Source organism: Phenylobacterium sp. LjRoot97 (assembly GCF_964254345.1).
Taxonomy (GTDB): domain Bacteria; phylum Pseudomonadota; class Alphaproteobacteria; order Caulobacterales; family Caulobacteraceae; genus Phenylobacterium.
On the sequence record NZ_CAXUTH020000001.1, the window covers coordinates 227,562 to 240,138 of the forward strand.

Below are 12,577 nucleotides of genomic sequence, written 5' to 3' on the forward strand. Positions count from 1 at the left end.
CAGCGCGCCCGCCGACAGGCCGATCAGCGGAAAATGTTCAGCGCCGCATACTGCAGCAGCATGATGGTCTTGGCGTCGGCGATCTCGCCGCTCTCGATCATCGCCATGGCTTGGTCGAACGGCAGCTCCAGGACGCCGATCTCCTCGCCCTCGCTTTCCAGCCCGCCGCCGTCGCCGACCCGCATGGCGGCGTCGTATTCGGCGACGAAGAAGTGCAGCTTCTCGGTCACCGAGCCAGGGCTCATGAAGCACTCGAAGATCTTGCGGATCTCGCCGAGCCGGTAGCCGGTCTCCTCCTCGACCTCGGCGCGGATGCGCTCCTCCGGCGAGGCGTCGTCGAGCAGGCCGGCGGCCGCCTCGATCAGCAGATCGTCATGCCCGTTCACATAGGCCGGATAGCGGAACTGCCGGGTCAGGACGACGGTGCGGGCGGCGAGGTTGTAGGGCAGCAGCGCCGCGCCGTTGCCGCGGTCGTAGGTCTCGCGGCTCTGGGTCTGCCAGCTGCCGTCGGCCCGCCGCCAGTCGAAGGTCGTGGCCTTCAGCACATACCAGTTGTCGGACAGCAGGCGCACGTCGCGCACCCGGATGCGATCTGACACGGACATGGCGCGCCTCCTCGATGGAGGCGGCATTCGGAAACGATTCCGCCCGCCTGGCTATGGGCCGGGCGGGCGGAAAGGACGTCCGTCGATGTGGGGGCGTCAGGCGGCCGAGGCGGCCTCGGCGGCGACCACGCGGCTGACCGCGTTGACCACCGCGCCGATGCGCAGGGCGGCCTGGATCGAGGTGTTCGGCATGCCGTGCTTCTTCAGCTCCGACTCGTGGGCGTCCAGGCACATGCCGCAGCCGTTGATGGCCGAGACCGCGGTCGACCACAGCTCGAAGTCGACCTTGTCGACGCCGGGGTTGGCCAGGATGTTCATCCGCAGCTTGGCCGGCAGGGTCTTGTACTCGGGGTTCGAGAGCAGGTGCAGCGAGCGATAGTAGACGTTGTTCATGCCCATGATCGCCGCGGCGGCCTTGGCCGCGGTCGCAGCTTCCGGCGAGAGGCCGGCGGCGGCGGCGGCGGCGTCGACCGCCTTGATCACCGCCGGCGTGCCCACGGCGTGGGCCGAGGCGACGAAGGCGCCCCACTTCTGCTGGTCGGTGAGCAGGGTCTCGTTGGCCAGGCTCGACAGATTGAGGCTGAGGTCCTTGGCGTAGGCGGGCAGCGTCTCGCGCAGGGCGTCGAGCGACATGGCGTTCTCCAAACTTTAGGCGTGCAAAGGCGTCCGCCAGTCTCGGCGACGCTTACGCCTGGATAAAGAAGAAAGAGGCGCCCGGGCGGCGCGGGGAGGAGCGCACGCCCGGGCGTTCAAGACAGCGTGGGGCGGATCTTGCGACCCGCCCTGGCGCTGGAGGCCTTTAGGCCGCCAGGGTCTCGCCGCCGACCGCGCGGTTGCACGGGCAGAGTTCGTCGGTTTGCAGCGCGTCGAGGACGCGCAGGGTGTCGGCCGGAGCGCGGCCCACGTTCAGGTTGGTCACGTAGACGTGCTGCACGACGTTGTGCGGGTCGACCACGAAGGTGGCGCGCAGCGCGACGCCCTCGTCTTCGTTCAGCACGCCGAGGGCGCGGGCGAACTTGCCGCTGTTGTCGGCGAAGTTCCAGATGGCCAGGCTGTTCAGGTCCGGATGCTCACGACGCCAGCCGAGCTTGGAGTGCTCGTTGTCGGTCGAGCCGCCGAGGACGACGGTGTCGCGCTCTTCGAACTGCGAGTTCAGACGGGCGAACTCGGCGATTTCGGTCGGGCAAACGAAGGTGAAGTCCTTCGGGTAGAAGAAGATGACCTTCCACTTGCCGGGGAACGATTCGTTGGTGACGGTCTCGAAGGCGCTTTCGCCGTTTTCTTCGTGACGGTTGAACTTCGGCTTCACGCCGACGACCTTGAATTCCGGAAGCTTTTCACCAACGCCGAGCATCGATCTCTCCAAATGAAATGAACTGGTCGGCCGAAGCCGTGGCGTGGAGATAGTGCTGCAGCGCACAAAAGGCCAATCGATAGTTTCTGGCTTTCGGATAGATATTTCCTATCTTGGGCCTATGAACCTCCCGACCCTGCGACAGCTCCAGTACCTCAAGCTCCTGGCCGAGCACGGCTCCTTCGGCCGCGCCGCCGACGCCGCCCACGTCACCCAGCCCACCCTGTCGGCCGGCGTGCAGGAACTGGAGAAGATCCTCGGCGGCCCGGTGGTCGACCGCGCGCGCTCGGGGGTGATCCTGACCGCGGTCGGCGAGGTGGCGCTGGGCAAGGCCACCACCATCCTCAACGAGGCCGAGGAGCTGGTGCAGTCGGCCCGCAACGCCGGCCAGCCGCTGACCGGCCGCTTCCGGCTGGGGGTGATCCCCACCGTCGCCCCGTTCCTGCTGCCGCGGGCGCTGCCGCTGCTGCGCACGCGCTTCCCGAAGCTGCGGCTCTATCTGCGCGAGGACCTGACCCACCGACTGATCGCGCTGCTGAAGGCCGGCCAGCTGGATGCGGCGCTGATCGCCTTGCCCTACGACATGAGCGGCCTGGCCCATGCTCACGTGTCCGACGACGAGTTGCTGGCCGCCCTGCCGCGCAGCCACCCGCTCGCCAGCGAGGCGGCGGCCCCGCCCTCGGCCCTGGAGAGCGACGACCTGATCCTGCTGGAGGACGGGCACTGCCTGCGCGACCACGCCCTGGCCGCCTGCGGGCTGCGGCCGCCGCGCGCCACCGGCGAGGAGGAAGCCTTCGCCGCGACCTCGCTGCCGACCCTGGTGCAGATGGTCGGTTCGGGCCTGGGCGTCACCTTCCTGCCGGCGATGGCGGTCGCCGCGGGCCTGACCGAGGCGGCGGACGTGGCGGTGATGCCGCTCGAGGCCGACCATCCGAGCCGCGAGATCGTCGTCGCCTGGCGTTCGGGCTCCAGCCGGGCGGCCGAAGGGCGGCTGCTGGCCGAGACCCTGCGCACCTGACGATCCAAAAAACATCTTAGATATATCTTGAATTCCGATCCGCCTTCGATATATCTGCGATTACGACATATCTAAATAGGATCGAAAATGCATCGACATCATCATTGGAAGGCTCATCGCGAGCATCGGGGCCGCGGGCCCTTCGGCGGCGGCGGCTTCGGCCGCGGCGGCGAACACTGGGGCGGTCGCGATCGCGGCGGCCCGCGTATCGGCCGGCTGCTGGAGCACGGCGACCTGCGCTTCGTCATCCTGGCGCTGCTCAAGGACAAGCCGAGCCACGGCTACGAACTGATCCGCGCCCTCGAAGAGCGCACCGGCGGGTCGTATCGGCCGAGCCCCGGGGTGATCTATCCGACCCTCAGCCTGCTGGAAGACGAGGGCTTCGCCCGCCCGACCGGCGCCGAGGGCGGCCGCAAGGCCTTCGAGATCACCGAGACCGGCCTGGAAGCGCTGGAGCGGAACAAGCCGGCGGTGGACGCGGTTTTCGCTCGGCTGGACGAAGCGGCGGAATCCTCGCCGCGCTCCTCGCCCCGCGTGGCCCGGGCCATGCAGAACCTGGCCATGGCCCTGCGGGTCAAGCTGTCGGGCGAAAAGCCGACCGACGCCCAGATGGACGCGATCGTCGCGGCCATCGACGACGCGGTCGCCAAGATCGAGAAGGCCTGACCATGGAGGCCGTCATGAAATCGAGCGCCACCGTTCCGACCGCCCACGCCGGCCGCTACATGGTGCAGCTCTGCAAGCACTTCGGTCACAAGGTCCCGGCCGAGTGGAACGACCACGAGGGCAAGATCACCTTCGAGATGGGCGAGGCGGCGCTGCGGGCGGCGCCTGAGACCCTGATGATGGTCGCCCGGGCCGGGGATTCCGACAGCCTGGCGCGACTGGAGACGGTGATGGACAGCCACCTCAAGCGCTTCGCCTTCCGCGAACCCGACATGGCCGTGGAGTGGCGGCGCGGCGCGTGAGCTGCTGACGCCAAAGATCCTCCCCTCGTGGGGGAGGTGGCTCGCCGCGCAGCGGCGAGACGGAGGGGGACCGCTCTCACTGTCGTGAGTCGAAGTCCCCCTCAGTCAGCCTGAGGCTGACAGCTCCCCCAGAAGGGGAGCATCCATCCCCTAGTTGATCCCCAGCGCCGTCTTCACCGTACGCCAGTCGACCAGCTTGAAGTTCTGGCGGGCGCGCGGCCCGGTGGTCTCGCCGTCGGTGTCGGCGTCGTCCTGCACCACGATCAGACCCTCGGGGAAGGCGCCGACCGGGCCGCCCAGGGCGGCGATGCCGTCGGTGCCGGTGACCGCGTCGACCCCATTGCCCGGAACCACCGAGAAGCGACCGGCATAGGTCGGCTCGCTGCCGTCCACCCGCCACACCGCAAAGGCGCTGTCGCCCTGGCTGGAGGCCAGCAGGTAGGTCTTGCCGGCGTCGCGCAGCAGGCTCAGGCCCTCGACGTCCGGCTTGAGGATGTCGCTGGGGGCGGGCGCGAAATGGCTGCGGGCCCCGCCGCTGGCGGGATCGAGGCTGTAGCGCCAGATGCCCTTGGCCTCTTCGGCCACGTAGAGCACGCCGGCGACGTCGTCGACGACGCAGCCTTCCGACTGCGAGCCGACCGCGAAGCTGCGGGTCAGCGTCACCGCCGGCTTGCCGCCCTGGTCGGCGACCGTGAACTGGGCGACGTCGCCGTCCTTGCCGACCATCACCGCGACCATCTGGCCGCCCGCCTTGCCCATGCAGAAGCCGTAGGGCTCGCTGACCTTGACCGGGGTGCGGCCCCAGGGCGTCACCACCAGGCTGTCGGGGTCGAGCAGGTAGAAGGTGATGGAGCCCCGGCGGTCGCTGGCGCCGACCAGCACCTGCGACTTGCCGTTCACGACGAAGCCGTCGCGCAGGTCGACATTGTTCAGCGGACCCTCAGGCAGGTACTGCAGGTCCTTGCCGGCCAGGTCGTAGACGTAGAGCCCGGCCTTCTTGTCGGTGCCGAAGATCGCGCCGCGCGAGGGATCGCGCGGATCGGCCCAGATTTCCGGATCGTCGGCGGCGTCGCGGGCGGTGGTGCCGACCGCCGCGGTCTCACCCGCGGCGACCACCGGCGTGCCGGTTCCCAGGGTCATGCCGGCAGAGTCGGAGACGCTCTCCGAGTCGATGGCGGCGCACCCCACGGCGAGGGATGAAATTGCGACCACTGTCACAAAACCGAAAATATTCTGCTTAAAAACCGTCACTAGCCCCGCTCCGCGTGCAAGATATATCCCCTGCGCTGCAAATCATGCTGCGCGGGGCCGGTCAACCGCCTCGCCTGTCGGGGGACCCCATGACGCGACTTTCTCTACTCGCCTGCGCGGCGATGGCTCCGCTTGCGCTCGCCACGCCCGCCCTGGCCGACGACGCGGCCGACGCCACGCCGGTTTCGGAACTGATCGTCACCGGCGAGATCGCCTTCCGCGACCGTACCGAGACGGTCGCGCCGGCCCTGTCCTATGGGCTGGAGTACTTCCAGCGCTTCGAACCGCTGACCGCCGGCGACGCCATGAAGCGCGTGCCGAGCGTCGCCTTCCTGTCCGACATCCTGGAGAGCGACGGGGCGCGGCTGCGCGGCCTCGATCCCGGCTACACCCAGATCCTGATCAACGGCGAGCGGGTGCCGGGCGCTGGCCTCGACCGTTCGTTCTTCGTCGACCGCATCCCGGCCGAACTGATCGAGCGCATCGAGGTGGTGCGCTCAGCCAGCGCCAACCGCAGCGGCGACGCCGTGGCCGGCGCCCTGAACATCGTGCTGCGCGACGCCCAGACCTTCGACGGCGGCTATCTGCGCGCCGGCGCGATCCTGCTCGACGATGGCCGGGTGCGCGAAACCCTCGGCGGCGTGTGGTCGGGCGAGGTCGGCCCCGGCCGGCTGCTGGTCGGCGCCAGCGTCCAGGGCCGCCGCAATCCGAAGATCAAGCAGAGCTGGCGCTACGACGAGCCCGGCGGAACGCTCGATAACATCGAACTGCAGACCGACACCCGCAACGGCACGGACTATTCGTTCAACGCCGCCTACGAGGTCCCGGTGGCCGGCGGCGACCTGGAGCTGTCGGGCCTGTTCGTGCGCACCGACCGCTTCGCCGACGAGGACTCGCTGGAATATGTCGCCGGCCGCGTGCGCCCGGTCGACCTCTCGGTCACCAATGACAACAACGTCGACATCACCACCGACAACTGGTCGCTGAACGGCAAGTTCACGCGCGAGATGTTCGGCGGCAAGACCCGCTTCAAGGCGGGTTACGCGCTGTTCGACGACCGGCAGGACGAGATCGAGGAGGAGTACGAATACCTCCGCGACTCCAACCCCTATCCCGACGACGACCGCTTCACCGGCGACCTCACCAAGTCGCGGCTGAAGGACAAGGAGCTGTCGCTGGCGGTCGAGCACGAGCGCGACCTCGGCTTTGCGACGGTCGAATTCGGCGTGCAGTTCGTCGACAAGAACCGCGACACCGACATCGTCACCGACCGCAACCGGGTGACCATTCCCAATCCGCCGGCCGCGCGGCCGACGCTGCCGGGCGAGTACGGCCCGTTCCTGCCGGTCCCGGGCGGGGTCAACAAGATCGAGGAAACCCGGATCGATCCCTACCTGATGTTCTCCGGCGGCCAGGACTCCCTGAAGTGGGAAGCGGGCCTGCGCTACGAGACGACCAGCAGCAAGATCACCGACGAAACCGCGCCGGCCGCCGACCGCAGCGTCGAGAAGGACTACCAGTTCCTGCTGCCCTCGGCGCACATCCGCTACAGCCTGTCGGAAGACGACCGGATCAACGCCTCGGTGGCGCGCACCGTGCGCCGGCCGGGCTTTGGCCAGATCTCGCCGGCCGTGCTGCTGGCCGAGATGGGCGACAACGACTTCGTCGGCAACCCGGACCTGAAGCCGGAGACCGCCTGGGGTCTCGACCTCGGGTATGAGCGCCGGATCGGGACCCGCGGCGTCGCCGGGGTCAACGTCTTTTATCGCAAGGTCTCTGACCTGATCGAAACGGCCAACACCGGGATCGAGGGCAGCGAGGGCGAGGACACCTTCCTGCTCACCGCCCGCAACGCCGGCGATGGTTCGGTCTGGGGCGTCGAGCTCGACCTCTCGACCCCGCTGACCATGTTCGGGATGGAGCACACCGGCGTGTTCCTCAACTACTCCTGGCTCGACAGCGATATCGACGACGACTTCGGCTCGCGCCGGTTCAACGATCAGTCGAAGTACGTGTTCAACGTCGGCTTCATCCAGGACCTGCCGACCTGGGGCGCGGCGTTCGGGGCCACCTACCGCAAGCAGGGCGACGCCTTCGGCCGCATCGTCGGCGAGGAGGTCACCACCAGCTACGGCGCCGATCTCGAGGTGTTCGTCGAGAAGCGCTTCGGCCAGAACTTCGTGCTGCGCCTGACCGGCTCGAACCTGCTGGACGCCAAGAAGGACGAGACCTTTAACAAGTTCACGACTCTCGAGGACCAGCTGAACCGCGACTTCGACGAGTACGAGGTCGAGAGCGAGAAGGCCGGCCCGGTCTTCCAGCTGGTGGGCCGCTACGCGTTCTAGGACGCCGTCAATTGCTCCCCCTCTGGGGGAGCTCCCGGCCGGAAGGCCGGGTGAGGGGGCTGCTGACTCTGCAGGCCCCCTCCGTCGCGCTACGCGCGCCACCTCCCCCAGCGGGGGAGGAATTGGCCGTCTTTAGTCCATCAGCTTCTGGGCCAGGTACACGTAGTGCCGGGCCCAGCGCTTGGCGTTCATCTCCGGGTCGGCGTCGTTCGAGTGCCCCCCGAAGGTGTTCTCGAAATAGAGGTAGGGGTAGCCGAGAGCCTCCATCTTGGCGGCGAACTTGCGGGCGTGGCCGGGGTGCACCCGGTCGTCGCGCGTGTTCGTGGTCACGTACGGCTCGGGATATTTCTGGCCAGGCTTCAGGTTCAGGTAGCCGTCGTACTTGGCGATGAAGGCGTGGTCCTCGGGCACGTCCGGGTTCCCGTACTCGCCGACCCACGAGGCCCCGGCCGAGAGCTTGTGGTAGCGCAGCATGTCGACCAGCGGGCTCTCGACCACCACGGCGTTCCACAGCTCCGGATGCTGGGTCAGCGAGACGGTGGTCAGCACCCCGCCGTTCGAGCGGCCGTAGATGCCCAGCCGGCGCGGCGAGGTGATCTTGCGCGCCTCCAGGTCGCGGGCCACCGCGGCGAAGTCGTCGAAGGCCAGCTGGCGCTTCTCGCGCAGCACCGACTGGTGCCAGGCCGGACCGAACTCGCCGCCGCCGCGGATGTTGGCGATGACATAGGCGCCGCCGCGCTCCAGCCAGATCTTGCCCATCTCCGGGATGTAGATCGGCGGCTTGGCGACTTCGAAGCCGCCGTAGCCGTACATGATGGTCGGGATCGACCCGTCCAGCTTGGCGGCCTTCGGGCGGACCACGAAGTAGGGGATCTTGGTCCCGTCGGAGGAGGTCGCCCAGAACTGGTCGACCTGGTCCCTGCTGGCGTCGAACCGGGCCGGCAGCGACTTGAGCTTCTGCGCCTTGCCGGTGGCGCCGTCGGCCAGCCACAGGCTCGACGGGGTCAGGAAGCCTTCGGCCCCGACGAACAGCTGATCGTCCTTGCCGGAGGTGGAGATGATCGACAGCGTCTCGCCCTTGGGCAGGGCCAGGCGACGGACGGTCCACTTGCCGGCCTTCAGGTCGTAGATGTCGACCGCGCCCTTCACGTCCTCCAGCAGCTCGACCGCCAGCAGGCCCTTGGTGTCGGTGACGGTCTGGATCGCCTGGCGCGGACCGGGCTGGAAGACCAGCGCCGGCTTGGCGGTCAGGTCCTTGGGGTCGTAGGCGATCAGCGCCCCGTTTCCGAAGCCGTTCCAGGCCTCCTGCAGGGTGAAGATCATCCGCCCGTCCACATAGGCCTGGAACTGGGCCTTTTTCGGCAGAGCGACGGGGGTCAGATGACCGTCGACATAAAGCGAGTAGTCGGACTCGAAGAAGGTCAGGCCGCGCTGGATCAGCACCCCGTCGGTCCTGCCGCCCTCGCCGCGCAGCACGCTGGCGTTGGCCCAGACGTCGGACTTTTCACCGCGGAAGATCTCGGTGGCCTCGCCGGTGCGCTTGAGGATCTTGACCACGTTGGCGTAGCCCGAGGCGGTGACCTCGCCGGGCGTCCATTCGCGCCAGGCGACCAGGGTGTCGCGGTCGATCCACTCGGCGCCCTGCTTGCCCTCGGGCGAGCGGAAGCCGCCCTCGACGAAGGTCTTGGTCCTGGTGTCGAACTCGCGCAGCTCGACCGCGTCGCCGCCGCCGTTCGACAGCCGCACCAGGCAGATGCTCTCGTCCGGCTTCAGGCAGGTCGCGCCCTTCCAGAACCAGTTGCGGCCTTCGTCCTTGGCCAGCTTGTCGACGTCCAGCACGACGTCCCAGGCCGGGGCGGCGGTGCGATAGGACGCCAGGCTGGCGTGACGCCAGACGCCGTGGGTGTTGGCCGCGTCCTGCCAGAAGTTGTCGACGCCGCCGGCCCGGAAGACGGGCTTGGGGATGCGGTCGGTGGCGGTGAAGATCGCGCGGCCTTCGGTGAGGAAGGTCTGGTAGCGGGCGTCGCCCTCCAGCCGCGCCAGGGTCTTGGCGTTCTGGGCCTCGACCCAGGCCATCGCCCGGGGGCTGTCGATGTCTTCGAGCCAGATGAATGGGTCGGCGGGTTGGGCGAACGCGGCGGCCGGCGCGGTGAGGAGAGCGCCGAAAAGCGCTGCTGTAACAAGCTTCATGGCCGTTACGCTTAGCGGGGCAGGCTGGGCTTGTCGCGTGCAAGGTGATCGCAGCTCGCCTATATAGCCCCGGCCATGAGCCGTCCGTTCCTGAAGATGAACGGGCTCGGCAACGACTTCGTCGTGGTCGAGGCCCGCACCGCCCCCTTCGCGCCCACCGCGGCGGAGGTGCGCGCGATCGCCGATCGCCAGTCCGGCGTCGGCTGCGATCAGCTGGTTTCTATAGAGCCGTCGGCGAAAGCTGACGCTCGCGTGCGGTTCTGGAACGCCGACGGTGACGAGGTCGGGGCCTGCGGCAACGCCAGCCGCTGCGTCGGCTGGCTGCTGATGGAGGCCTCCGGCGCCGACCAGGCGGTGATCGAAACCCAGGGCGGCCTGCTGACCGCGACCCGCGCCGGCGACAAGATCGTCAGCGTCGACATGGGCGAGCCGGGCCTCGACTGGCGGCAGATCCCGCTGGAAGAAGAGATGGATACCCGCGGCATAGAGCTGCAGGTCGGCCCGATCGACGATCCGATCCTGCACACGCCGGGCTGCGTCTCGATGGGCAATCCGCACGTGGTGTTCTTCGTGCCGGACGCCGAGACCGCGCCCGTCACCCAGGTCGGCCCGATGATCGAACATCACCGGCTGTTCCCCGAGGGGGTCAATGTCGGCTTCGCCCAGATCGTCGCCCGCGATCGCATCCGGCTGAAGGTCTGGGAACGCGGCGCGGGCCTGACCAAGGCTTGCGGCACCGGCGCCTGCGCGGCGCTGGTCGCCTCGTTCCGCCGCGGCCTGGTCGACCGCAAGGCGACCCTGGTGCTGGACGGCGGCGAACTGGTCATCGAGTGGCGCGAGAGCGACGGCCATGTGATCATGACCGGGCCCGCCCAGGTCGATTTCACCGGAACCCTGCCGTGAGCCATGACGCGCCCGAGGGCGACTTCGCGGTCGTCCACCGCAAGGCCGAGCCCGGCGGCGTCGACATCGTCACCTTCGGCTGCCGCCTCAACGCCTATGAGAGCGAGGTCATCCGCGCGCGCGCCGCCGAGGACGGGCTGAAGGACGCCATCGTCTTCAACACCTGCGCGGTGACCAACGAGGCCGTGCGCCAGGCGCGCCAGGCGATCCGCAAGGCCCGGCGCGAGAACCCAGGCGCCAAGCTGATCGTCACCGGCTGCGCAGCGCAGATCGATCCGGCCGCCTTCGCGGCGATGGACGAGGTCGACCTGGTGCTCGGCAACGCCGAGAAGTCACAGGCCGGCGCCTATGCCGACCAGGTCCCGGAGGGCAAGGTCCGCGTCAACGACATCATGAGCGTGCGCGAGACCGCCGGTCACCTGATCGACGGCCTGAAGGATCGCGCCCGCGCCTATGTCGAGGTCCAGAACGGCTGCGACCATCGCTGCACCTTCTGCATCATCCCGTACGGCCGCGGAAACTCGCGCTCGGCCCCGGCCGGCGAGGTGGTCGAACAGGTCCGCAAGCTGGCCGCCCAGGGCTATCAGGAAGTGGTGCTGACCGGCGTCGACGTGACCAGCTGGGGCGCCGACTTGCCGGGCCAGCCGACCCTCGGCCAGCTGGTCGCGCGGATCCTGAAGCTGGTCCCGGACCTGCCGCGGCTGCGACTGTCGTCGATCGACGCGGCCGAGATCGATCCGGACCTGATGCGGGTGCTGGCCGAGGACCGCCGGCTGATGCCCTACCTGCACCTGTCGCTGCAGGCCGGCGACGACATGATCCTCAAGCGCATGAAGCGCCGTCACAATCGCACCGACGCGCTGAAGCTGGTCGCGGATGTGCGCGCGGTTCGCCCGGACGTCGCCTTCGGCGCCGACCTGATCGCCGGCTTCCCGACCGAAACCGACGAGATGTTCGAGAACACGCTGCGCCTGGTCGAGGAGGCCGAGCTCTCGTTCCTGCACGTCTTTCCGTTCAGCCCGCGCCCCGGCACCCCGGCGGCGCGGATGCCGCAGCTGCAGCGGCCGGTGATCAAGGCGCGCGCCGCGCGCCTGCGCGCGGCGGGCGAGGCGGCGCTGGTCCGCCACCTGGATCGTCAGGTCGGCCGCACCTTGCTGGGGCTGGTCGAACGCCCGGGCGTGGCGCGGGCAGAGGACTTCACCGAGATTGCCTTCGAAGGCGAGGCGAGCGTCGGGTCGGTGGCGGCGTTGGCCGTCCACGGCCACGACGGCGGCAAGGCGCTGGCGCGGGTTTCCTAGGCCGTCAGGTCGTTCCGCGCCCCGGGAAGGCTGGCAGCGTCCATCCGTAGTGGATGGCGCCGGCCCGTACCGCGAACGCTGCGGCGAAGCCGAGCAGGCCGGTCCAGACGTCGCGTAGGCCCAGCGTGTCCAGCACCACATAGACCGCCGCCCCGATCAGGGCGCAGGTGACATAGATCTCGCGCCGCAGCAGCACCGAGGGCTCGCCCGCCAGCACGTCGCGGATGATGCCGCCGAAGCAAGCGGTCAGCACGCCCATCACCAGGGCCGAGAAGGGCGGCGCGCCCAGCGACAGCGCCTTGGCCGCGCCGATCACGCTGTAGGCGGCCATGCCCAGGGCGTCGAACCACAGCAGCACCTTCATCCGCGCGCTGCCGGTGCCGAAGATCCAGACCGCGCCCGCCGCGGCCAGGCAGACGATCAGGTAGTCCGGGCGACCGACCCAGAACACCGGGGCGTCCAGCAGCAGGTCGCGCAGTGTCCCGCCGCCGACCCCGGTGACCGCCGCGAAGAATGCGAAGGTGACGATGTCATGCTTGCGCTGGGCCGCCGCCAGCGCCCCGGTGGCGCCGAACACGGCGACGGCGGCGTAGTCGAACCAGGCGAAGGCTGTGGCGAGCGCGTCCATGGCTTCATCCTCTATCG

The 12,577-nt window shown here is 68.9% G+C and carries 12 protein-coding genes; 6 read left to right on the top strand and 6 right to left on the bottom strand.

The genetic code is table 11. The features are described from left to right. Positions 1–23: 23 nt before the first annotated feature. From ACSQ2H_RS01110 to ACSQ2H_RS01120, 3 genes are all read right to left on the bottom strand, one after another. A complete protein-coding gene (locus tag ACSQ2H_RS01110; protein WP_436059640.1) occupies positions 24–605 on the bottom strand; it encodes an NUDIX domain-containing protein in 582 nt (193 codons plus the stop codon). A 96-nt stretch (positions 606–701) separates the two neighbouring features. Beyond that, entirely contained in the window at positions 702–1,238 is a 537-nt protein-coding gene (locus tag ACSQ2H_RS01115) for a carboxymuconolactone decarboxylase family protein (protein WP_436059641.1), read from the bottom strand. 166 nt (positions 1,239–1,404) lie between these two features. Then, positions 1,405–1,959 carry a peroxiredoxin gene (locus ACSQ2H_RS01120; RefSeq protein WP_293404576.1) on the bottom strand — a complete coding sequence of 185 codons (555 nt, stop codon included), beginning with the start codon at positions 1,957–1,959 and terminating at the stop codon, positions 1,405–1,407. A 121-nt stretch (positions 1,960–2,080) separates the two neighbouring features. Here ACSQ2H_RS01120 and ACSQ2H_RS01125 point away from each other — a divergent pair, with 121 nt between their 5' ends. The 3 genes from ACSQ2H_RS01125 (at position 2,081) to ACSQ2H_RS01135 (ending at position 3,945) form a co-directional block, all read left to right on the top strand. Beyond that, positions 2,081–2,977 carry a hydrogen peroxide-inducible genes activator gene (locus tag ACSQ2H_RS01125; RefSeq protein ID WP_436059642.1) on the top strand — a complete coding sequence of 299 codons (897 nt, stop codon included), beginning with the start codon at positions 2,081–2,083 and terminating at the stop codon, positions 2,975–2,977. Positions 2,978–3,064: 87 nt separating this feature from the next. Further along, on the top strand, positions 3,065–3,643 hold the full coding sequence (locus ACSQ2H_RS01130; protein ID WP_436059643.1) for a PadR family transcriptional regulator: 579 nt from the start codon (positions 3,065–3,067) through the stop codon (positions 3,641–3,643). A gap of 14 nt (positions 3,644–3,657) precedes the next feature. Next, positions 3,658–3,945 carry a DUF2218 domain-containing protein gene (locus tag ACSQ2H_RS01135; protein WP_436059644.1) on the top strand — a complete coding sequence of 96 codons (288 nt, stop codon included), beginning with the start codon at positions 3,658–3,660 and terminating at the stop codon, positions 3,943–3,945. 150 nt (positions 3,946–4,095) lie between these two features. On the opposite strand, the gene ACSQ2H_RS01140 is transcribed toward ACSQ2H_RS01135, so the two are convergent. Continuing rightward, positions 4,096–5,085, bottom strand: coding sequence for a phytase (locus ACSQ2H_RS01140; RefSeq protein ID WP_436059645.1), 990 nt, complete (start codon positions 5,083–5,085; stop codon positions 4,096–4,098). Between the two features lie 200 nt (positions 5,086–5,285). Here ACSQ2H_RS01140 and ACSQ2H_RS01145 point away from each other — a divergent pair, with 200 nt between their 5' ends. Then, complete coding sequence (locus ACSQ2H_RS01145; protein ID WP_436059646.1) at positions 5,286–7,541, top strand: TonB-dependent receptor plug domain-containing protein; 2,256 nt, start codon at positions 5,286–5,288, stop codon at positions 7,539–7,541. 132 nt (positions 7,542–7,673) lie between these two features. On the opposite strand, the gene ACSQ2H_RS01150 is transcribed toward ACSQ2H_RS01145, so the two are convergent. Then, positions 7,674–9,731 carry a prolyl oligopeptidase family serine peptidase gene (locus ACSQ2H_RS01150; RefSeq protein WP_436059647.1) on the bottom strand — a complete coding sequence of 686 codons (2,058 nt, stop codon included), beginning with the start codon at positions 9,729–9,731 and terminating at the stop codon, positions 7,674–7,676. A 75-nt stretch (positions 9,732–9,806) separates the two neighbouring features. On the opposite strand from ACSQ2H_RS01150, the gene dapF reads away from it, so the two are divergent. Together dapF and mtaB are read left to right on the top strand one after the other, a co-directional pair. Then, complete coding sequence (gene dapF, locus ACSQ2H_RS01155) at positions 9,807–10,634, top strand: diaminopimelate epimerase (RefSeq protein WP_436059648.1); 828 nt, start codon at positions 9,807–9,809, stop codon at positions 10,632–10,634. Next, positions 10,631–11,932 (top strand): tRNA (N(6)-L-threonylcarbamoyladenosine(37)-C(2))-methylthiotransferase MtaB, encoded by a 1,302-nt coding sequence (gene mtaB, locus ACSQ2H_RS01160; protein ID WP_436059649.1) that lies wholly within the window; start codon positions 10,631–10,633, stop codon positions 11,930–11,932. Before dapF ends, mtaB begins: the two co-directional genes overlap by 4 nt. 4 nt (positions 11,933–11,936) lie before the next feature. Here the strand turns inward: mtaB and ACSQ2H_RS01165 are convergent, their stop codons facing one another. After that, positions 11,937–12,560, bottom strand: coding sequence for a trimeric intracellular cation channel family protein (locus ACSQ2H_RS01165; RefSeq protein WP_436059650.1), 624 nt, complete (start codon positions 12,558–12,560; stop codon positions 11,937–11,939). Positions 12,561–12,577: the final 17 nt, after the last annotated feature.